Annotated in this window: 19 protein-coding genes; 5 read left to right on the forward strand and 14 right to left on the reverse strand. The window is 75.4% G+C overall.

Annotated features, from left to right (window positions below; genetic code table 11):
- Positions 1-129: 129 nt before the first annotated feature.
- Both EDF32_RS13325 and EDF32_RS13330 read right to left on the reverse strand, forming a co-directional pair.
- Positions 130-1446 (reverse strand): class I SAM-dependent RNA methyltransferase, encoded by a 1317-nt coding sequence (locus EDF32_RS13325; protein WP_123309053.1) that lies wholly within the window; start codon positions 1444-1446, stop codon positions 130-132.
- A gap of 61 nt (positions 1447-1507) precedes the next feature.
- Positions 1508-3559 (reverse strand): APC family permease, encoded by a 2052-nt coding sequence (locus EDF32_RS13330; protein ID WP_123309054.1) that lies wholly within the window; start codon positions 3557-3559, stop codon positions 1508-1510.
- 114 nt (positions 3560-3673) lie between these two features.
- Here EDF32_RS13330 and EDF32_RS13335 point away from each other — a divergent pair, with 114 nt between their 5' ends.
- Both EDF32_RS13335 and EDF32_RS13340 read left to right on the forward strand, forming a co-directional pair.
- Positions 3674-4327, forward strand: coding sequence for a TrkA family potassium uptake protein (locus EDF32_RS13335; protein ID WP_123309139.1), 654 nt, complete (start codon positions 3674-3676; stop codon positions 4325-4327).
- Entirely contained in the window at positions 4327-5064 is a 738-nt protein-coding gene (locus EDF32_RS13340) for a TrkA family potassium uptake protein (protein ID WP_123309055.1), read from the forward strand. The genes EDF32_RS13335 and EDF32_RS13340 overlap by 1 nt, the downstream gene beginning before the upstream one ends.
- On the opposite strand, the gene EDF32_RS13345 is transcribed toward EDF32_RS13340, so the two are convergent.
- The 4 genes from EDF32_RS13345 to dut form a co-directional block, all read right to left on the reverse strand.
- Positions 5024-5752 carry a DUF3159 domain-containing protein gene (locus EDF32_RS13345; protein ID WP_199734942.1) on the reverse strand — a complete coding sequence of 243 codons (729 nt, stop codon included), beginning with the start codon at positions 5750-5752 and terminating at the stop codon, positions 5024-5026. The genes EDF32_RS13340 and EDF32_RS13345 overlap by 41 nt on opposite strands.
- On the reverse strand, positions 5745-6143 hold the full coding sequence (locus tag EDF32_RS13350; protein WP_233565915.1) for an OB-fold nucleic acid binding domain-containing protein: 399 nt from the start codon (positions 6141-6143) through the stop codon (positions 5745-5747). Before EDF32_RS13350 ends, EDF32_RS13345 begins: the two co-directional genes overlap by 8 nt.
- Entirely contained in the window at positions 6140-6913 is a 774-nt protein-coding gene (locus EDF32_RS13355) for a DUF3710 domain-containing protein (protein WP_123309056.1), read from the reverse strand. The genes EDF32_RS13350 and EDF32_RS13355 overlap by 4 nt, the downstream gene beginning before the upstream one ends.
- Before the next feature lie 122 nt (positions 6914-7035).
- Positions 7036-7506: a dUTP diphosphatase gene (dut, locus tag EDF32_RS13360; RefSeq protein WP_233565916.1), complete on the reverse strand. Its 471-nt coding sequence runs from the start codon at positions 7504-7506 to the stop codon at positions 7036-7038.
- A 63-nt stretch (positions 7507-7569) separates the two neighbouring features.
- Here dut and EDF32_RS13365 point away from each other — a divergent pair, with 63 nt between their 5' ends.
- Positions 7570-8037: a DUF3093 domain-containing protein gene (locus EDF32_RS13365; protein ID WP_233565917.1), complete on the forward strand. Its 468-nt coding sequence runs from the start codon at positions 7570-7572 to the stop codon at positions 8035-8037.
- Positions 8038-8111: 74 nt separating this feature from the next.
- Here EDF32_RS13365 and EDF32_RS13370 read toward each other — a convergent pair whose 3' ends face one another.
- The 3 genes from EDF32_RS13370 to EDF32_RS13380 form a co-directional block, all read right to left on the reverse strand.
- Positions 8112-8411, reverse strand: a complete 300-nt coding sequence (locus EDF32_RS13370; RefSeq protein ID WP_123309143.1) for a DUF4193 domain-containing protein — start codon at positions 8409-8411, stop codon at positions 8112-8114.
- A gap of 295 nt (positions 8412-8706) precedes the next feature.
- Entirely contained in the window at positions 8707-9567 is an 861-nt protein-coding gene (locus EDF32_RS13375; protein WP_123309144.1) for an inositol monophosphatase family protein, read from the reverse strand.
- Complete coding sequence (locus EDF32_RS13380) at positions 9564-10208, reverse strand: TRIC cation channel family protein (RefSeq protein WP_123309145.1); 645 nt, start codon at positions 10206-10208, stop codon at positions 9564-9566. Before EDF32_RS13380 ends, EDF32_RS13375 begins: the two co-directional genes overlap by 4 nt.
- A 132-nt stretch (positions 10209-10340) precedes the next feature.
- Between EDF32_RS13380 and sepH the strand changes: the two genes are divergently transcribed.
- Positions 10341-11555, forward strand: coding sequence for a septation protein SepH (gene sepH / locus EDF32_RS13385; protein WP_158614105.1), 1215 nt, complete (start codon positions 10341-10343; stop codon positions 11553-11555).
- A gap of 48 nt (positions 11556-11603) precedes the next feature.
- Here the strand turns inward: sepH and EDF32_RS13390 are convergent, their stop codons facing one another.
- The 4 genes from EDF32_RS13390 to EDF32_RS13405 all read right to left on the reverse strand — a co-directional run bounded on the left by EDF32_RS13390 (position 11604) and on the right by EDF32_RS13405 (position 16914).
- Positions 11604-12266: a thymidine kinase gene (locus tag EDF32_RS13390; protein WP_123309059.1), complete on the reverse strand. Its 663-nt coding sequence runs from the start codon at positions 12264-12266 to the stop codon at positions 11604-11606.
- A 42-nt stretch (positions 12267-12308) separates the two neighbouring features.
- Positions 12309-13481, reverse strand: coding sequence for an alkaline phosphatase family protein (locus EDF32_RS13395; RefSeq protein WP_123309060.1), 1173 nt, complete (start codon positions 13479-13481; stop codon positions 12309-12311).
- Positions 13478-14071, reverse strand: a complete 594-nt coding sequence (locus EDF32_RS13400) for a DUF5998 family protein (RefSeq protein WP_123309061.1) — start codon at positions 14069-14071, stop codon at positions 13478-13480. The genes EDF32_RS13395 and EDF32_RS13400 overlap by 4 nt, the downstream gene beginning before the upstream one ends.
- Before the next feature lie 95 nt (positions 14072-14166).
- Positions 14167-16914, reverse strand: coding sequence for a GNAT family N-acetyltransferase (locus tag EDF32_RS13405; protein WP_123309062.1), 2748 nt, complete (start codon positions 16912-16914; stop codon positions 14167-14169).
- A 103-nt stretch (positions 16915-17017) separates the two neighbouring features.
- On the opposite strand from EDF32_RS13405, the gene EDF32_RS13410 reads away from it, so the two are divergent.
- Positions 17018-19489, forward strand: coding sequence for a DNA topoisomerase (ATP-hydrolyzing) subunit A (locus EDF32_RS13410; protein WP_123309063.1), 2472 nt, complete (start codon positions 17018-17020; stop codon positions 19487-19489).
- A 19-nt stretch (positions 19490-19508) separates the two neighbouring features.
- Here EDF32_RS13410 and EDF32_RS14935 read toward each other — a convergent pair whose 3' ends face one another.
- Entirely contained in the window at positions 19509-19838 is a 330-nt protein-coding gene (locus EDF32_RS14935) for an N-acetyltransferase (RefSeq protein WP_233565919.1), read from the reverse strand.
- Between the last annotated feature and the right edge of the window lie 474 nt (positions 19839-20312).

The following is a 20312-nucleotide window of genomic DNA, read 5'->3' on the forward strand; positions in this document are numbered from 1 at the left end:
TCAACGCTCGAACACGATCTTTAAGCGACACATGTTGCCCCACAGCACACCTCCGAGTCAGAACCCGGTGTTGCACTGACCACTAGAAACCGCCGGCAGGATCAGGGGCCGAATGTGACGTCTCGGCGGTCAGCGGTCGAGGACCGCCACGCACTCCACGTGGTGCGTCATCGGGAACAGGTCGAACGACCGCAGCCCCGTCAGCCCGTACCCGTGCCCGGCGAGGTAGGCGACGTCGCGCGCGAGCGCCGCCGGGTCGCACGCCACGTAGACCACCCGGCGGGGCGCGAGCGCCGCGACCGAGGCCACGACCTTCTTGCCCGCCCCGGCGCGCGGCGGGTCGAGGACGACGACGTCGGCGCCCCCCGCGGCCCCGTGCGCCCCCGCCGCCAGGACCGTCGACACCGAGCCCCGGTGCAGCTCGACCTGGTCGAGCCCGTGGGCGTTGCGGCGCGCGTTGCGCACCGCGTCCTCGTCGCCCTCCACGGCGACGACCCGCCCGGACGCGCCGACGGCGTCGGCGAGCGGCGACGTGAAGAGCCCGGCACCGGAGTACAGGTCCAGCACGCGCCCGCCGTCCACGTGCCCGACGGCGTCCAGCACCGCCTGGGCGAGCAGCCACGGTGCCGCGCGGTGCACCTGCCAGAAGCCCTGGGCCGCCACACGGTAGGAGTAGGTGCGCCCGCCCGCCGAGACCGTCTCGGTCACGGTGCGCCGGGCGTTGGGCCGCGTGTCCGGGCGCCCGTGCCACGGCGCCCCGTCGACCACGAGCATCGCCGGCGCCGCCTCCTGGCCCTCGGCCGGCGCGGGCGCGACGAGGTCGAGCGTCGACCCGGCGCGCCAGCCGCGGGTGAAGACGCCCTCGCGCTCCGCGAGCGCCGCGACCTGCTCGCTCGCCAGCGGCATGTCGTCGAGCGCGACGACGTCGTGCGAGCGGTGCCGGCGCATGCCGGCCCGCCCCGCGGCGTCGGCCACCAGCTCGATGCGCGTCCGGTACCCGAGGCCCCCGCGCGCGTCGTCGCCGGGCGCGGCCTCGACGACGACGTCCGCGACGCCGCCCGTCAGGCCGGCGAGCCGCGCGAGCTGCTCGCGCACGACGCCGCCCTTCCAGCGGCGCTGGGCCGGCAGCGCGACGTGGGCGAGCTCGCCGCCGCCGACCCCGCCGGGCCCGGCCGCCGGCCAGGCGCTCGGCACGCGGTCCGGGGACGCCTCGAGCACCTCCACCGCGTCGGCGCGCCAGAACGTCGCGTCCGGCTCCGCCTCGGTCAGGCGCGCGGCGACCCGCTCCCCCGGCAGGGTGTGGCGGACGAAGACGACGCGGCCCTCGTGCCGGGCGACGCAGTGGCCGCCGTGCGCGACGCGCTCGGCCGTGACCTCGACGACGGTTCCCGCCGCCCCGGTGGTGTCGGTCGCGGGCGCGGGACGGTGCTCAGGGGTGCGGGGCATGAGCCAAGTATCGCTGGTCGCCGAGGCCGCGCTGCCCGGCCCGCGTGCGATCAGGGCGCGATCAGGGCGCCGGAGTGTGCTCCGGGCCCGGCCCGGCGCCGTGCTCGCGCCCGGTCTGCGGGCCGCGTGCCCCGAGCCCGTCCGGGTCCACCTGGCCGGAGACGGACGAGCGCAGCTGCCACGGCACCGACGCCACGACGACGCCCGGCGTGAACAGCAGACGGCCCTTGAGCCGCAGCGCGCTCTGGTTGTGCAGGATCTGCTCCCACCAGTGCCCGACGACGTACTCGGGGATGTAGACGACGACGAGGTCGCGGGGGCTCTCGCGCCGGATCGAGCGCACGTAGGCGAGCGTCGGGCGAGAGATCTCCCGGAACGGCGAGTCGAGCACCCGCAGAGGCACCGGTATCTCGAGCGCCTCCCAGCGGGTGCGCAGGTCCTCGATCTCGTCACGCTCGATCCCGACGGTGACGGCCTCGAGCACCGACGGTCGTGACGCGCGGGCGTAGGCGAGCGCCCGCATGGTCGGCTTGTGCAGGCGCGAGACGAGCACGATGGCGTGCACCCGGCTCGGCAGCGCGCGCGCCGCGCCGGCGTCGTCGTCGCCGAGCGCGAGCTCGTCGCGCACCGTGTCGTAGTGCCGGTGGATCGCCTGCATGATCACGAACACGACGATCATCGCGAGGATCGCGATCCACGCGCCGTGCGTGAACTTGGTGAGCAGGACGATGAGCAGGACGGTCGCGGTCATCGCGAAGCCGAAGCCGTTGACCACCCGCGACCGCTTCATCCGGGCGCGTTCCGCCGGGTCCACGGCGGTGCGCAGCCCGCGGTTCCAGTGCTTGACCATGCCGAGCTGGGACAGCGTGAAGGAGACGAACACGCCGACGATGTACAGCTGGATGAGCCGGGTCACCTGCGCGTCGAACGCGACGATCAGCACGATCGCGCCGACCGCCAGGGTGACGATCCCGTTGGAGAACGCGAGCCGGTCGCCGCGGTTGTGCAGCTGGCGCGGCAGGTAGCCGTCCTTGGCGAGGATCGAGCCGAGGACGGGGAAGCCGTTGAAGGCGGTGTTCGCCGCGAGCACGAGGATGACGCCGGTGATCGCGGCGACCAGCAGGTAGGCGGGGGCGAACCCGTCGAACACGGTCTGGGCGAGCTGGCTGATCACGGGGTGCTGCACGTAGTCGGCGGACACCGGCGCGCCGTTGTCCGTGAGCTGCGACGTCGGGTCCTCCGCGTACTGCACCCCGCTCGCGCGGGCCAGCAGGAGGATCGACATGAGCATCGTCGCGGAGATCAGGCCGAGCATGCCGAGCGTCGTCGCCGCGTTGCGCGACTTCGGCTTCTTGAACGCGGGCACGCCGTTGCTGATGGCCTCGACGCCGGTGAGCGCCGCACACCCGGAGGCGAACGCGCGGGCGATGAGGAACGCGCCGGCGATGCCGGTCAGTCCCTGGTCGAACCCGGACTCGTTGACGAGCTGGAACTGCGCGCTCTCGGCCTGGCCGAGCGTCCCCGTCAGGTAGCGGACGAGCCCGACGACGGCCGTGGTGCCGATCGCGAACATGAACAGGTACACGGGCACCGCGAAGATGCGTCCGGACTCCTTCGCCCCGCGCAGGTTGGCGACCGTCAGGACGATGACCACGAGCACGGCGAACAGCGCCTCGTGGTCGCGCAGGGCCGGGATGGCCGACGCCGCGTACTGCGCTCCCGAGGAGATCGAGACGGCGACCGTCAGCACGTAGTCGACGAGGAGCGCCGAGGCGACGCCCACACCCGCCCGCGGGCCGAGGTTGACGGTGGCGACCTCGTAGTCTCCGCCGCCGGACGGGTAGGCCTTGACGTTCTGCCGGTAGGAGGTGACGACGGTCAGGAGCACCACGACGACGACGAGGCCGACCCACGGGGAGATCGCGACGGCGCTCATCCCGGCGAGCGAGAGCGTCAGGAGTATCTCGTCGGGGGCGTACGCGACGGAGGAGAGGGCGTCGGACGCGAACACGGGCAGCGCCGTGCGCTTGGGCAGCAGGGTGTGACCGAGCGTGTCGCTGCGCATCGGGCGCCCGAGCAGGAGCCGCTTGGCTGAGTCCGCGATGTCCGACACGAGGCCCCATGCTATGCCCGCGACACGGCGTGCGGCGCACCCGCGCCCCGGCCCGCGATCCGCGTCCTGGCGGGCCCGAACGCGTGTAGCGTTCCCACCGTGCACTTCGTGATCATGGGATGCGGACGAGTGGGTGCCACCCTCTCGACGTCGCTCGAGCGGCACGGCCACTCCGTCGCCGTCATCGACCAGAACCCGGACGCGTTCCGGCGCCTCCCGTCGGACTTCGGCGGCAAGAAGGTCAAGGGCATCGGGTTCGACCGGGACACGCTGCAGCAGGCCGGCATCGAGGACGCCTACGCGTTCGCCGCGGTCTCCGACGGCGACAACTCCAACATCCTCGCGGCACGCGTCGTGCGCGAGACGTACGGGGTCGACCAGGTCGTCGCCCGCATCTACGACCCGCGCCGCGCGGAGATCTACGAGCGGCTCGGCATCCCGACCGTCGCGACCGTGCGCTGGACCGCCGACCAGGTGCTGCGGCGGATGCTCCCGCTCGGCGCCACGGACGAGTACCGCGACCCGTCGGGCAAGGTACGCCTGACCCAGATCGACGTGCACGAGGGCTGGATCGGTCGCAGCGTCGCGGCGATCGAGGAGGCCGCGCGCACGCGCGTCGCGTTCCTGACCCGGTTCGGCGAGGGCATGGTGCCGACCTCGAAGACCGTCCTCCAGGAGGGCGACATCCTGCACGTCCTGATGGCGGCCGACGAGGCCGCGACCATCGAGCGGGCCCTCACCCGGGCACCGAGGCAGGAGGCCGACTGATGCGCGTCGTCATCGCCGGGGCAGGGTCCGTCGGACGGTCCATCGCCCGGGAGCTCCTCGCCCACGACCACGAGGTCGTGATCGTCGACAAGCAGCCCGCCGCGATGCGCGTCGCGCAGGTGGCCGAGGCCGAGTGGATCCTCGCCGACGCCTGCGAGCTCTCGTCGCTGGGGGACGCACACGTCGACGACTGCGACGTGATCGTCGCCGCCACCGGCGACGACAAGGTCAACCTCGTCGTGTCGCTGCTCGCGAAGACGGAGTTCGGCGTGCCGCGCACCGTCGCGCGGGTCAACAACCCGGCCAACGAGTGGATGTTCGACGAGTCGTGGGGCGTCGACGTCGCCGTCTCGACGCCGCGGATCATGACCGCGATGGTCGAGGAGGCCGTCGCCGTCGGTGACCTGGTGCGGATCTTCACCTTCCACCAGTCCGGCGCGGACATCCTGGAGCTCACGCTCCCTCCGGGCTCGCCGCTCGTCGGCTCGCGGGTGGGTTCCGTCGAGTGGCCGCTCGACACGGTCCTCGCGGCGATCGTGCGCGGCGCGCTGCCGTTCGCGCCGTCGGCGGACGACACCCTCGAGGCCGGCGACGAGCTGCTGATCGTCGCGGGCAGGGAGGTCGACGAGGAGGCCCTGCAGACGCTCCTCGTCGACGACCCGGCGGAGGCCCCGGGCCCCGGTGCCGCGGAGGTTCTCAGCGGGGGTCCGGCTCCGTCGCCGCCGGACGAGGCCTGACGAGCAGCCAGACGATCCACAGGCTCAGGGCGAAGAGCGGCAGCCCCATGACGAGCCGCGCGGTGCCGAGCCAGCCGACCTGCGCTGAGTAGAACAGGGGCACCTGGACGGCCAGGCGCAGGGCGAACATCGCCACCATCACCCACGTGGCGCTCGTGTACCGGCGCACCAGGCCGGCGTCCGAGCGCCAGGCGGACCATCCCGCGGGGACCCGCGGGCGGCCCGCGTCCGCGGCCGTGGTCGCGCGCCCGGGTCCCGACCCGAGGCCACCGCGCAGCGCCTCCACGACGACGCCGACGGCCGGCCAGCGCACCAGCACCGACACCACGAGGGCGACCAGGTAGGCGGCGTTGGTCCACAGACCCCACGCGTAGTAGTTCTGGGCCGCCCCCGAGCGCCACGCCCAGACGATGCCGATCCCGACCCCGAGCAGCCCGCCCAGCGCCTGGGTCACGGGGGTGCGCTGCACCAGGCGGGCCACGACCGCGACGAGCGCCACCGCGGCGGAGGACACGAGGGCCGGCGTCAGGGACTGGCCGGTCGCGACGAAGACCACGACGAACACGAGGCCGGGGGCCGCCGACTCGACCAGCCCGCGGACCCCGCCGACGGCGTCGGTCACCGAGAAGCTGTCGGAGGCCAGGACGCGGACGCCCCGGCCCTCGGGAGCGCCCTCCGGCTCACTCACCGGGCCGCGCCCGCAGCTCGTACCGGGGGTTGAACATGGTGCGCCGGCCCTTGATCGTGCAGGCCAGGCCCTCGACGCGCACGCGGCGGCCGGGGTCGATGCCCGTGATCCGGCGACGACCCAGCCACACCAGGTCGACGGCACCGGTCCCGTCGTACAGCTCGGCCTCGACCGTCGGCACGCCCTCGGACGGGCGCAGGACGACGGAGCGCAGGACCCCCGACACCGAGACCCGAGTGCGGTCCCCGACCTCGTCGACGGGGACGCAGCCGGACTGGCGCCGGGCCTCGTCGCGCTCCTCGCCGGCGGCGACCGTCTCCTGCGAGGCGAGCAGGCCGCGCCAGCCGGCACCGGGCGCGCGCCCCACCTGGGGTGCGTGCGTGGCGCTCACCGGATCTCCGTGATCTCGGGCCCGCGGGTGAGCGGGTCGAACGTCTGCTCCTGCGGCGTCGCGCCCTCGGGGGCGAGGGGCGTCGCGGACGGCTGGCCGGGCACGTGCATCGCGAGGAGGTCCCGCGGCGGGCGGGCCGCCTCGTCGCGCACCACGACGATGTTCGCGAACACCGCCTCGACGATCTTCGCCTGCGCCTGGTCGACGGCGGCGCGGCCGGTGATCACGCCGCGCAGGAACCACCGCGGCCCGTCGACGCCCACGAACCGCGCCGGGCGGAACCCGGACTGGCCGTCGGGTCCCTTCGCCGGCAGGCGCGCGAGGAGCTCGCGGCCGAACGGGCCGGGGATGTCGTCCACCGCGCCGCCCTGCCGGGCGACCGACTGGGCGATCTCGGCCCGGACCTCGTCCCAGATCCCGGCGGTGCGGGGCGCCGCGAACGCCTGCACCTGCAGCCCGGAGCCCTGGATGGTGCAGGCCGCACCGGTGATGCGCTGCGTCTTGCGGTCGGCCTCCATCCGCAGCTCCATCCCGGGCACCGCGGGCAGCCAGACCGCTCCGAGGTCGAGCCTGCTCCCCCGGTCCTCGACCTGCGCGACGTCGTACGGGCCGCGCTCGGGGACGCCACCCGAGGAGGCCGACGCCGGGGCCGAGACGGCCCCGTCGCTCGCGCCACCGGTCTCGGGAGCCGGGCCGGCCGTGCCCTGGTCGGGGACGTTCTCGTCCTGCTTGGCGGCGTTCTGCGCCGCACCGCGCCGGAACAATGGCACTGCCGCTCTCCTCCGTGTCGCTCGACCGGGCGCTGCCCGGCGATCCGGCGCACCGACGTGCGCCACCGTCCAGGGTAGTCCGAGTGCGGGCCGCTCCCGGTCCGCCGTCCGCCCCGCGGCGATCAGGCGCCGGCCGCGGTCCAGCCGCCGCTGGAACCGAAGCCGCCCGACCCGCGGTGCGAGCCGGGGAGCGTCTGCGCCCGCACGAAGCGGGCGCGGGCGACGCGCTGGACGACGAGCTGCGCGACCCGGTCGCCGCGCGTCAGGGACACCGGCTCCGTCGCGTCGGTGTTCAGCAGCGTCACGCTGATCTCGCCGCGGTAGCCGGCGTCGACCGTGCCCGGCGCGTTGACGATCGTCAGACCGTGCCGCGCCGCGAGGCCCGAGCGGGGGTGCACGAACGCCGCGTAGCCGTCGGGCAGCGCGATCGCGACGCCCGTCGGCACGGTGACCCGCTCCCCCGGCGCGATCACGACGTCGACCCGCGTCACCAGGTCGGCCCCGGCGTCGCCGGGATGGGCGTAGGCGGGCTCCGGGACGTCGTCCAGCAGCTGCAGGAGGATCTCGGGCTCGTTCGCGTCGGTACCTGGCACGCCACGAGGGTAACGGCTCGGCGGCGGTCCGGGCCGCGGCGTCGGGCTGGGATGATGGTGCCCATGCCGAGCCCCGCGCAGCCCCCGACCGACCCGTACGTCGAGACCCTCACCCCCGGCGTCGGCCTGGTCGCCGCGGCGCTAGGGCTGGGCCTGTTCGTCGTCCTCGCGCTCCTCCCGGTCGGTCAGGGCATCGCGTTCGGGGCCGCGGTCGTCGTGGTGGCGATCGCGCTCGTCGCGGCGCGCGTCACCTCCCCCGTGGTCGAGGTCCGCTCGGGCACGCTGCGCGCCGGTGGCGCCCGCATCCCCACCGCGGTCCTCGGCGACGTCGTCGAGCTGCGGGGCGAGGACCTGCGGCGGGCGATCGGCACGGAGCTCGACGCCCGCGCCTACCTGTGCCACCGCGCGTGGACCCACGCGGCGGTGCGCGTCGACCTGCGCGACCCCCAGGACCCGACGCCCTACTGGATCGTCTCGACCCGCCGCCCCGCCGAGCTCGCGCGTGCGCTGCGGGACTCGACCTCCGCCTGACCTGCGCCCGACGCACGAGAGCCCCCACCGCCGGCGACGGCGGTGGGGGCTCTCGTCCTGCTGGTCGCCTGGGGTCAGGCGGCGCACTCGGTGCAGATCAGCCGGCCGCCCTTCTCGGACGCCAGCTGGCTGCGGTGGTGCACGAGGAAACAGCTCGAGCAGGTGAACTCGTCGTCCTGCCGAGGCAGGACGCGGACGGAGAGCTCCTCGCCCGAGAGGTCCGCGCCGGGGAGCTCGAAGCCTTCCGCCGCCTCCGTCTCGTCCTCGTCGACGACGCCCGACGACTTGTCGGAGCGTCGCGTCTGCAGCTCCTGGATGGAGTCCTCGGAGAGATCCTCCTCGGTCTTGCGCGGTGCGTCGTAGTCAGTTGCCATGTCGGGCGTCACACTCCGGTCGTTCGGTGCTGATAAGTGCTCGTGCGTGCTGCTGAGATCTGGGGGCGCTGCGCTCCCGGTGCGGGTGCCGACCCGGGCGCTCGCGCGGTCGGCGGGCCTCGCAGGAGACTCGTGGTGCAATGCTCCGCGGGGTGGTTTCATTCCCGCAGGCGAACGGATCATGCACCAGATCCGGCGCTGGTGCACGCTCAGCGGCGGTGTCGTGCGTCACGGCGCCCGACGGCGGGCCCGGCGGACGGGGCCGCGCGTGCTCGGGCGCCCGGTCAGGGGCCCGTCACGCGCCCTGGTCGGCGTCCGCCTCCTCGAGGATGCGCACGAGCTCCTCGACCGTCCCCGGACGGCCAGCCACCGTCATCTGCGCGGTCGCGGACGCCCCGCGCAACCCGGTGACGACGAGCCCGGCCTCCTGGGCCACGAGCGCGCCGGCGGCCATGTCCCAGGGGTTCAGGCCGCGCTCGTAGTAGAGGTCGAGGGCGCCCGACGCGACGAGGCACAGGTCCACGGCCGCCGACCCGAGCCGGCGCACGTCGCGCACGCGGGGCAGCACCTGCGCGAGGACCCGGGCCTGCGCGGCCCGGCGCTCGGCGACGTACCCGAAGCCGGTGCCGACCAGGCTGGTCGCGAGCTCCGCCGCGGGGCGCGGGGCGAGGGGCGCCCCGTCCAGCGTGGCGCCCGCCCCGCGGGCCGCGCTCCACGTGCGCGCGCCCGGGACGTCGTGCACGGCCCCCGCGAGCACGGTCCAGCGCGCGGGGTCGGGCGCGCCGGTCACGACCGCGACCGAGACCGCGTAGGGCCCGACGCCGTAGAGGTAGTTGACCGTCCCGTCGATCGGGTCCAGCACCCAGGTCAGCCCGGAGGTGCCGGCCGTGCTGCCGCCCTCCTCGCCGAGCACGGCGTCGTCGGGCCGCTCCGTCGCGAGGATCCGGCGCAGGAGCTCCTCGCTGGCGGCGTCCATCCGCGTGACGACGTCGACCGCGGAGGACTTGGTCGCGGCGACCTCCACCCGCTCCGGCCGCCCGTCGCGCACGAGCGCTCCCGCCTCCGTGGCCATCCGGACGGCGAGGTCGCGCAGCCCGGCGAGATCGAGGGCGGGATCGGGTTCGGGTGCCGGTGCCGGTGCCGGTGCGTGCGTCATCCCCCCATGGTCCCCGACCGCGGGCCGGGCGCGGTCCACCCGAGCCGCAAAGACAGGAGCCGGAAGCCGAACACGAGCGCGACGATCACCACCTGAGCGGCCGCACCGAGCGCGTCCGCGTACCAGACCCCGGCCGTCGCGACCGCGCCGAGCAGCGCGGGGATCGCGTAGAGCTGGCGGTCCTGGAGGATCAGGGGCACCTCGCCGGTGAGCACGTCGCGCAGCACCCCTCCGCCGATGCCCGTCAGCAGGCCGACCACCACGGCGGCGAGCATCCCGACGCCGAGGTCGAGCGCCTTCGTCGTCCCGACGAGCACGAACAGGGCCAGCGCGCCCGCGTCGAGGACGATCACCACACGCCGCATCCGACCGAGCCGAGGGTGAGCGAACGAGATCAGCACGCCGGCGCCCAGCGCCGCGACCATCAGCCGCCAGTCGGCGATCCCGACCGGCGGCGTCACGCCGATGAGCACGTCGCGCAGCATCCCTCCGCCCAGGCCGGTCGCCCAGGAGAGCACGAGGACGCCGAACAGGTCGAAGTTCTTGCGCACCCCGGACAGCCCTCCGGAGAGGGCGGCGCAGAACACCGCGAGGAGCTCGATCGTCTGTTCCAGCGGCAGCGCAGGGGTCACGCCCGCCATCATCGCCCGCGGGCGCCCGCAAGAAGTGGACGGCACACCGGACCGCCTGCCGTGCGTACCCCGGCACGGATGGCACCCTCGAGGGTGAGCGACGGACGGGCGGGTCCGCCCGCGGACGTGTCGGAGGATCACATGCCAGACCAAGAGCTCGAGCTCGTCAAGCTGCACGACGACGGGGAGCACCTCGTGCTGTCCGCGCCCGGCGGCCAGCGGTACCTGTTGCCCATCACCGAGTCGCTGCGCGCGGCCGTGCGGCGTGACCGGGCGCGGCTGGAGCACTGGCGCGCGTCGGAGACGACGGGGCTGGCGCCGCGCGAGATCCAGGCGCGCCTGCGCGCCGGCGAGTCGGCGAGGGACGTCGCGGAGTCCGCGGGCGTGCCGGTGGAGCACGTGCGCCGGTACGAGGGTCCCGTGGTCGCCGAGCAGGACTACGTCGTCGCCCGGCTGCGCGCCACGGAGCCGAACGACCGCGCCGGGGACCGCGACGAGCGCGGCTCCGACGAGCAGGGCGAGCCCGTCACCCTCGGGGAGCGCATCGACGCCCGGCTCGAGGTGCGCGGCATCGACGACGACGACCGCACCTGGACGGCCACCCGGTCCGGGTCCGAGCCCTGGACGGTCCGCCTGTCCTTCCCGGTCGGCGGCCAGGAGCGCGCGGCGCGGTGGACGTTCGACCCCCAGACCCGCGAGCACCACCCGCTCGACGACGAGGCGCGCTGGCTCGGCCAGCCGGACGCCGACGACGACACGACGGACCTCATGGACGCGACCCGCGACGGCGACGGCGCGCCCGCGTGGCCGGGCGCGGACCATGCGGACGAGGACGAGGACGCCGCCGCGAGGCGCACCGACGCGGAGACCGACGCGACCGTCGGGATGCTCGACGACCTGCGGCGCAGGCGGGGCACGCGCCAGGAGCGCCCCTCGTCGATGACCGAGGTGTTCGACGGCTTCGGCGACGCCGGCCCGGACGACGCGCCCGGGAGCGGGTCGAGCAGCGAGCCCGGCACGCAGTCCGGACGCGACGCGGGCACGGAGCCCGACGCGGCGAGGACGGCCTCGCGCGGACGGGTGCTCCGGCTCGCCCGCCCGGGCGGCGCCGCCAAGGTCGACGCGCCGGCCGGGCCGGACGCGCCGAAGGGCGCCGCACCGGCCACCGGCCCGACCGACGACGCTGCCGAGGCCTCCGCAGCCGCGGGCGCCTCCCGCGACGCGCCCGCGCAGGGCGCGACCGCCGGGGCCGACCCGTCCTCGGGCGCTCGCCCCGCAGAGCGGCGCCAGGGCCGCAAGGGGCGCTCGAAGGTCCCGAGCTGGGACGAGATCGTCTTCGGCGCCAAGCACGACTGACCGTCGGCCGTTGGGCCGCGCGGGTGCCGCGGCTCGGTCCGCTCACGGCTAGAGCAGGACGGCGTCCCCGGAGGTCGTGGCTCGCGCCGTGTCGGCGGTCATCCGGCGCATGTGGTGGCGGCGGCACAGCACCTCGTACGCGACCCGCGGCGCGCCGCCCGCGCCCGGACCGGCGGCCTCCCCCGCCGTGTCCCCGACCACGACCTGCTCGCCCTCCACGACCATGCGGCCGTCGACCGTGCGGGCGTTGTGCGTGGCCCGCGCCCCGCACCAGCACAGCGACCGCACCTGCAGCACCTCGACCCGGTCGGCGAGCTCGATGAGCCGCGCCGCACCGGGGAAGAGCCGGGTCCGAAAGTCCGCCGTGATGCCGAACGCGAAGACGTCGATGCCCATCTCGTCGACGAGCCGGGCGAGCTGCTCGACCTGGGCGGGCGAGTAGAACTGCGCCTCGTCGCAGACGAGGTAGTCGACGGCGCGGCCCCGGGCGCGCTCGTCCGTCACGACCCGCCAGAAGTCGGTGTCGTCACGGACCTCGTCGGCCCGGGCCTCGAGCCCGAGGCGCGAGGAGATCCGGTCGACGCCCGCGCGGTCGTCCCGGCTGAACACGCGCCCCGAGCGCCCCCGCGCCGCGTGGTTGTGGTCCATCTGGAGCGCGAGGGTCGACTTGCCGCAGTCCATGGTCCCGGAGAAGAAGACGAGCTCGGCCATCGGTGGTCTCCCGGTCGTTCGAGGGTGGTGGGCGGGTGGGGCTCAGAGCGACGTGACCAGGCAGGGCACGAGCATCTCGTGGGGCGTGAGCGACCCGTGCACCCCGACGAGGTCGAGCGAGGCCGCCGACTGGCTCGCGGAGTCGACGACGGTCGCGCGCCCGCGCAGGGCGACGACGACGTCGCCCAGGACCTCCCGCACGTGCGGCGCCACGGTCCCGAACCAGCCGGCGGCCACGGCCTCCTCGCGCGTGGCGACGAGGGCGTGGTCCCCGAGCGTCCGGGACCACCGCTCGACGACGCCGTCCCGCGCCTCCGGGGCGACGTACAGGTGCGTGGCGCGCGGCTCGCCGGCGACCATCTCGACGCCACGGGCCAGCTCCGGCTCGTGCGCGACGTCCCAGCGCAGGGCGCGGTCGACGTCGACCATGCCGTGGTCCGCGGTGACCACGAGGGCGGTCCCCCGCGGCAGGCGGCGCGCCAGGTCCCCGAGCTCCCGGTCGAGCGCCTCGAGCGCGTCGCCCCACTGCCAGGAGCCCCAGCCGTGGTGGTGGCCGGTCTTGTCGACGTCGCCCCAGTAGAGGTAGGCGAGCCCGGGGGCGCGCAGCGCGTCGACCGTCACGTCGACCCGCGTCGAGAGCGCCTCGGCCGGTCGGTAGCGGCTCCCGCGCAGCGCGGCGCGCGTCATGCCCGAGCCCTCGAAGCGCCGGGGTCCGACGCTCGTCACGGCGGTCCCGGCGGCGACGAGGCTCTCGAGCACGGTCCGCTCGCGCTGGATCTCCTCCGGTGCGGCCGCGCCCTCCCACGAGACCATGTTCGCCAGCGAACCGTGCACCGGGTCGCGCTGGGTGTACCCGACCATCCCCGTCCGGCCGGGACCGGTGCCCGTGCCGAACGTCCCGAGCGCGGCCGCCGTCGTGCTCGGGAAGCTGGAGGTCAGCGGCTCGGAGCCGGCCAGCAGCGAGCGCAGGAAGGGGGCGTGGCCCGCGCGCTCGGCGAGGTTGACGTGCCCGAGCCCGTCGACGAGGACGACGCAGCACCGCGGGGCGGACGGCAGCCCGAGTTCCGCCTGTGCGGCCTGCGCGTCGCACACCTCGAGGTCCACGCCGAGGGCGCCTGCCGCGGCGGGCAGCACCCGGGCCAGCGAGCGCCCGGTGTACGACGGCGCCACGAGGTCGGCAGGGAGGTCGGCCGGGAGCTCGGCGTCCCCGCTCACCGGCGTGCCGAGACGCTGCTCAGCGACGAGAGCCGGTGCGCGAAGTCGGTGGCCGCCCGCACCGCGTCGCGCCCCTCCGCGTCCGCGCTGACCCGGACGACGACGTCGTCGGGCGTGATCTGGCCGGTGAGGCCGTGGTCGGCGTCGCAGGTGGGGTCCGGGCACTGCGCCGGCTCGAGGTCGACCCGCGAGACGCTGCCCCACCCGACCGCCAGCGTCATCTCGACGGCCTGGTCGCCCGCGCGGTAGCGCTCGGGGTCGGCGAGCACGTGGGTCAGCGTCACGGAGCGCAGCTCGGACAGCGGGACCGACTCGGTCGTCGCGGCCGCCGAGGCGGAGGGGTGCTCGCTGTCCGCGGGGTGGTCGTCGACGTGGGCGGAGACGAGGCGGGTCGGGGTGAGCACCAGGACCGTGAGGTGGCGCCGCACCTCCTCCACGTCGAAGGTCGTCTCCGCGTGCACGAGGTGGGTGACGACGCGCTCGTCGCCGAGCGCGACCTCGAGGACGTCGCGCACGAGCTCCGGGTAGTACCCGGCCCGGCGCAGGTCTGCGGTCAGTGCTCGGCGGTCGTCAGCAGTTCTCGAGGGCATCGACGCATTCTTCCACCCGACGCCGCGCCCGTGCGAACCTCCGGGCCGCCTCCCGGTGCCTCCGGGGACCGCGGCAGCCGTCCACAGCGCCGCGCTCAGCTCGGCAGCGCGCGGCGCAGCGCGTCGGTCCGCTGAGCGCTCTCCAGCCTGATCCTCGCGGTCAGGACGCTGCAGCCCGCGTCCGAGGCGAGCACGGGGTAGAGCTCGAGGCTGCGCAGCTCGGGGAGGTCGTCCGCCATGACGGACACGCGCCCGAGGAGGTCCTCGAGCGCGGCGAGGTCCACGACGGGGGCGCCGCCGTAGCCGAAGAGCCGCGGCGCGGCGCCGATCGAGCGCACCATGGTGCCCACGTCGGCCACCGTCAGCGGCGGGATCCCGAAGGTCATGTCCTCGAGCAGGTCGACGGCGTCGCCCGCCAGGCCGAAGGAGACGACGGGGCCGTAGAGCGGGTCCTCGGTGCTGCGCACCACGCACGCCACGCCGACGCCGGCCATCCGCTGGACCTCGAAGGGCAGCGGGCCGGGGGCCACGGCGGGCACGAGCCCCGCCACCGCGGCGCGCACCTGCTGGACCGCGGCGCGCAGCTCGGCGGCGTCGCCGATGTCGAGCCGCACGGCGCCGAGATCGGCGCGGTGGCGCAGGGCCCCGGCGGTGTGCTTGAGGACCACCGGCCAGCCGAGGCGCTCGGCGGCGGCGACCGCCTCGTCGGCGTCGGGGACCCGCACCGACGGCCACAGGTGGATCCCGTAGGCGGCGAGCAGCGCGCCGGCGCTCTCCTCGTCCAGCAGCGGCGGGACGGGAGCGGGGCCGTCGGCGGCGGCGCGCGCCCCGCGCAGCAGCTCGGCCTCGACCACCGCGCGCGCCCGCGCCCGGTCGATCCCCGACGGGCGCACCGGCTCGCTGTGGCCCTCGGCGCGCCAGCGGGCGTAGCGTGCCACGGCGCCCAGCGCCTGCACCGCGTCGTCCGCCGTCGAGTAGGCCGGCACGTGGCGGCGCACCCCGTCGGCGTCGGGCGCGGCGAGCTCGTCCTCGAGGCCGTGCAGGCCCAGCATCGTCACCACCGTGGTGCGCCCGGAGCGGGCCGCGGCGCGCGCGACGGAGCGGGACGCGGCCCGGGTGCGGGGGCGCAGCGTCGGGATGTTGACGACCATCACGGCGTCGCACGCGTCGGGCGCGTAGAGCGCGTCGAGCGCCGCGTCGACCGCCGCGGCGTCGGCGTCCTCCGGCAGGTAGGCGGACGCCTCGGCGACCTCGAGCCCGGCGGACACGATCGCCTCGGCGACCGCCGCGGTGAGCGCCGCGGCGCTGGTGAGGATCCCGACGCGCCGCCCGGTCGGCAACGGCTGGTGGGACAGGAGCTGGGCGACGTCGACGAGCTGGTGGGTGTTCGCCGCGTGGATGACCCCCGACTGGCGGAACATCTCCTCCAGCGCACGCCGCGGGGCCCGCGTCGGGCGCACGGTGTGCCCGGGCGGCACGACCTGCCCGGACCGGCCCGCCGTGACGACGACGACGGGCTTCACGCGCGCGAGCCGCCGGGCGATGCGCGAGAACTTGCGCGGGTTGCCGATCGACTCGAGGTTGAGGCACACCACCTGGGTCGCCGGGTCGTCGACCCAGTACTGCATGAGGTCGTTGCCGGACACGTCCGCGCGGTGCCCCGCGGAGACGAACGCCGAGACCCCGATCCCGCGCCGGCGGACCGTGGCCAGGAGGGTGACCGCGGTGGGCGCCGACTGGCAGAAGAACCCCACGTCCCCCGCCGGCGGCACGTCGCCGGTCAGGCTCGCGTCGAGCGTGCGGCCCTGCGCCGAGGCGATCAGGCCGTAGCTCGCGGGCCCGACGATGCGCATCCCGGCGGCGTGCGCCGCGCGCAGCAGCTCGCGCTGGGCCGCGAGACCGGCCTCGCCGGTCTCGCCGAACCCGCTGGAGACGACGACGGCGCCCGGCACCCCGGCGGCCTCGAGCTCGGGCACGGCACGGATGGCGGCGGGCGGGGACAGCGCGAGCACCGCGAGCCCCACCGTGCGCGGCACGTCCGCGACCGAGGGCCAGGCGTGCAGCAGGCCGGCGGCCTCGTCCCCTAGTCCCTCGCCCGCGAGCGCCGGCGCGACGCCGGTGGTGTGGCACGCGAGCCCGTTCGTCACGACGCCCTGCGCGACGCGTGCGGCGGCCACGGCCTGGGCGCTCGTGGTGTCGCCCTCCCCCGGCCCGAGGACGAGCACCTCCTCCGCGGCGAGGAGGCGCTCGACGCTGCGCGCCTCGGCGCGGTGCTCGCGGTCGGCCATGACCTCGCGCGAGCGGTCGGTCGGGTCGAGGTCGACGCCGACCTGGACGACGCCGTCGTCCATGCGCTGCTCGAGCTGGTACCCGGCCTCGCGGAACACGGCGATCATGCGGCCGTTCTGCGGCAGGACCTCGGCGGTGAACCGGCGCACCCCGACCTCGCGCGCCGCGGCGGCCAGGTGCTCCAGGAGCACCGACCCCACGCCGCGGCCCTGCACGGCGTCGGCGATGTTGAACGCGACCTCGGCCTGCGTGGGCTCGACGCGGTCGAAGCGGCCGACCCCGATGATCTCCTCGCCGTCGGGACCCGTGCGCACCGCCACCAGGGCCACCCGGTCGCGGTGGTCCACCTCGGTGAACCGGCGCAGGTCGCGGGCGGAGAGCCGAGACATCGAGACGAAGAAGCGCAGGTACACCGAGCGTTCGGACTGCCCGCCGTGGAACCTCTGCAGCGCGTCGGAGTCCGAGGGCCGGATGGGCCGCACGTGCGCCGTCGTCCCGTCCCGCAGGACGACGTCGGCCTCCCACTCCACCGGGTACCGCACCTCAGCCTCCACCCGTCCAGGTTAGGCGAGCGGCGCGGGCCGGACGTCGGGGGCGCGCGGTAGCGTGTGCCGGTCACCGTCGAGCACCGCCGCACCCGCAGGAGAGCCACCGTCCATGGCGCGCAAGCCCTCGTCCTCACCGATCGACCCGAGCGAGGTCGACGAGACGATCGTCGACATCGACGTCGCGAAGGAGATGGAGACCTCCTTCCTGGAGTACGCCTACTCCGTCATCTACTCGCGCGCTCTCCCCGACGCGCGTGACGGGCTCAAGCCCGTCCAGCGCCGCATCCTGTTCCAGATGGCCGACATGGGCCTGCGCCCCGACCGCGCGCACGTGAAGTCGGCGCGCGTCGTCGGCGAGGTGATGGGCAAGCTCCACCCGCACGGCGACACCGCGATCTACGACGCGCTGGTGCGCCTCGCGCAGCCGTTCTCGCTGCGCCTGCCGCTGGTGGACGGGCACGGCAACTTCGGGTCCCTGGACGACGGACCGGCGGCGCCCCGGTACACCGAGGCGCGCCTCGCGACGTCGTCCCTGGCGATGACCACGGGGCTCGACGAGGACGTCGTGGACTTCGTCCCGAACTACGACAACAAGCTCACCCAGCCCGAGGTCCTGCCGGCCGCGATCCCCAACCTGCTGGTCAACGGCGCGTCCGGGATCGCCGTGGGCATGGCGACGAACATGGCCCCGCACAACCTCGTGGAGGTCGTGGCCGCCGCGCGCCACCTGCTCGCCCACCCCGACGCGACGCTCGACGACGTCATGCGCTTCGTCCCCGGCCCCGACCTGCCGAGCGGCGGCAAGATCGTCGGACTCGACGGGGTGCGCGACGCCTACCGCACCGGGCGCGGCTCGTTCCGCACCCGCGCCACGGTGCGCATCGAGAGCATCACGCCCCGCCGCAAGGGGATCGTCGTCACGGAGCTGCCGTACCTCGTCGGGCCCGAGAAGATCAAGGAGAAGATCAAGGAGGGCGTCCAGGCCAAGAAGCTCGCGGGCATCGCCGACTTCACTGACCTGACCGACCGCACCCACGGACTGCACCTCGTCGTCGAGATCAAGAACGGGTTCAACCCGGAGGCCGTGCTCGAGCAGCTCTACCGGTACACGCCGCTGGAGGACTCCTTCGGCATCAACAACGTCGCCCTCGTCGACGGGCAGCCACGCACGCTCGGCCTCGTCGAGCTGCTGCGCGTGTGGGTGGAGCACCGGGTCGACGTCGTCCGGCGCCGCTCGGCCTTCCGGCTCGCGAAGCGCAAGGACCGGCTGCACCTGGTCGAGGGCCTGCTGCTCGCGATCGTCGACATCGACGAGGTCATCCAGGTGATCCGCTCGAGCGACGACGCGACGATCGCCCGCACCCGCCTGCAGACGGTGTTCGACCTGTCGGAGGCCCAGGCCGGCTACATCCTCGACCTCCAGCTGCGCCGCCTGACGAAGTTCAGCCGCATCGAGCTCGAGAAGGAGCAGACGGAGCTGGCCGAGGAGATCGCGCGCCTCGAGGAGATCCTCGGGGACGAGCGGGTGCTGCACGCCGTCGTGGCCGACGAGATGGACGAGGTCGCCCGCACGTACGGCACGCCGCGCCGCACGATCCTGCTGGACTCGGCGGGCGGGTCCGTCGGGGCCACGCCGGGCGCCGCCCGCGCGGCGTCCTCCGCCGTGCCGCTCGAGATCGCCGACACGCCGTGCGTCGCGCTGCTCTCCGCGACGGGGCTCCTCGCCCGCACGGCGGACGCCTCCGAGATCGCCCGGCACGGGCGGCGCTCGTCGCACGACGCGATCCACGGCGCCGTGCCCGCCACGACGCGCGGCGACGTCGGGCTGCTGACCAGCGCCGGGCGCGTGCTGCGGGTCTCGGTCCTGGACCTGCCGGCGCTGCCGCCGACGGACGGACCGCCGAGCCTGTCCGGCGGCGTGCCCCTCGCCGAGCTCGCCACGCTCGAGCCCGGGGAGTCCGCCGTCACGCTCGTCGGCGTGTCCGACGACGCGCCGCCGCTCGCGGTCGGCACCCGCGACGGCGTCGTCAAGCGCGTGGCGCCGGGCGACGTCCCGAGCCGGGACGCGTGGGACGTCATCGCGCTGCGCGAGGGCGACGCCGTCGTCGGCGCGGCACCGGCGCGCGACGAGGACGAGGTCGTGTTCGTGACCTCGGAGGCGAGCCTCCTGCACTTCTCGGCGTCGCTGGTGCGCCCGCAGGGCCGCCCCGCGGCGGGCATGGCCGGCATCAAGCTCGCCCCCGGCGCGCGCGTCGTCGCGTTCGCGGTGGTCGAGGCCTCGGTGCGCGACCTGGCGCGGGTGGTCACGGTCGCGGGCACGTCCTCCGCGCTGCCCGGCACCCAGACCGGGGCCGCGAAGGTCACGCCGTACGAGCTCTACCCTGCCAAGGGCCGGGCGACCGGGGGCGTGCGCGCCCAGCGCTTCGTCCGCGGCGAGGACACGCTGATCGCCGCCTGGGTCGGCCAGGGGCCGCCGCGCGCCGTCGGCGCGGGCGGCCAGCCGGTGGACCTGCCGCCGGAGGACGACCGCCGCGACGGGTCCGGCACGCCGCTCGCCTCGCCGGTGGCGGCGGTCGGCTGAGACCGTGCCGGCCGCCGCGTCAGAGCTCGATGGCGTAGGTGGCCGACGTGTGCCGGGTCTCGTACCCGAGGCGCGCGTACAGCCGGTCGGCGCCCGAGGGGTTGGCCGTGTCGACGTCGAGGGCCGCGTACTCGAGCCCCGCGTCCTTGAACGCCTGCATGGCCCGGGCGAGCAGCGCCACGGCGATCCCGCGGCCCCGGTGCTCGCGCACCACGCCGAGGATCCCCGTGTACCCGAAGGTGTACCCCACCACGGGCCAGTCCTCCTCGAAGCGCTCCGCGAGCTGGTAGCCCACGACCCGCTCGTCCGCGCCCTCCCCCGCGACGACCAGGAACGACCACTCGGGCACGAGGTTCTCCCGGCCCCGCGCCCAGGTCTCCTCCGTGTGCGGCTCGCTGCCCAGTGGTCGCGGAACGCCGCGTTGTGCGCCTGGCGCGTCGCCTCGTCGCGCTCGGGGCCGAACGGCACCATCCGCAGCCCCTCGCCCAGCTCGACCTGCGGCACGGGCGCCGTGAGGTCGCGCCGCAGCACCGCGAAGTACCGGACGACCGCGTAGCCGGCGGCCTCGAGCAGGCGGGCGTGGCCCGGGGGCTCCGCCTCGTCGACGGCGGCCATGATCCGGCCCGGCAGGCGGGCGTCCGAGGCGCCCAGGACCTGGCGCGCCCGGCCCGTCTGCCACGCGAGCAGCTCGCGCCCGGTCCCCCGGCCGCGCAGGTCCGGGTGCACGCCGCCCGCGAGGTACGCCCGGACCGTGCGCTCGCCGCCGGGGCGGTGGTCCACGATGCCCCAGGCGCGGAGGACGCCGTCGGCGTCGAGCCCCACG

Source organism: Cellulomonas sp. PhB143, from assembly GCF_003752595.1.
Lineage (GTDB): Bacteria > Actinomycetota > Actinomycetes > Actinomycetales > Cellulomonadaceae > Paraoerskovia.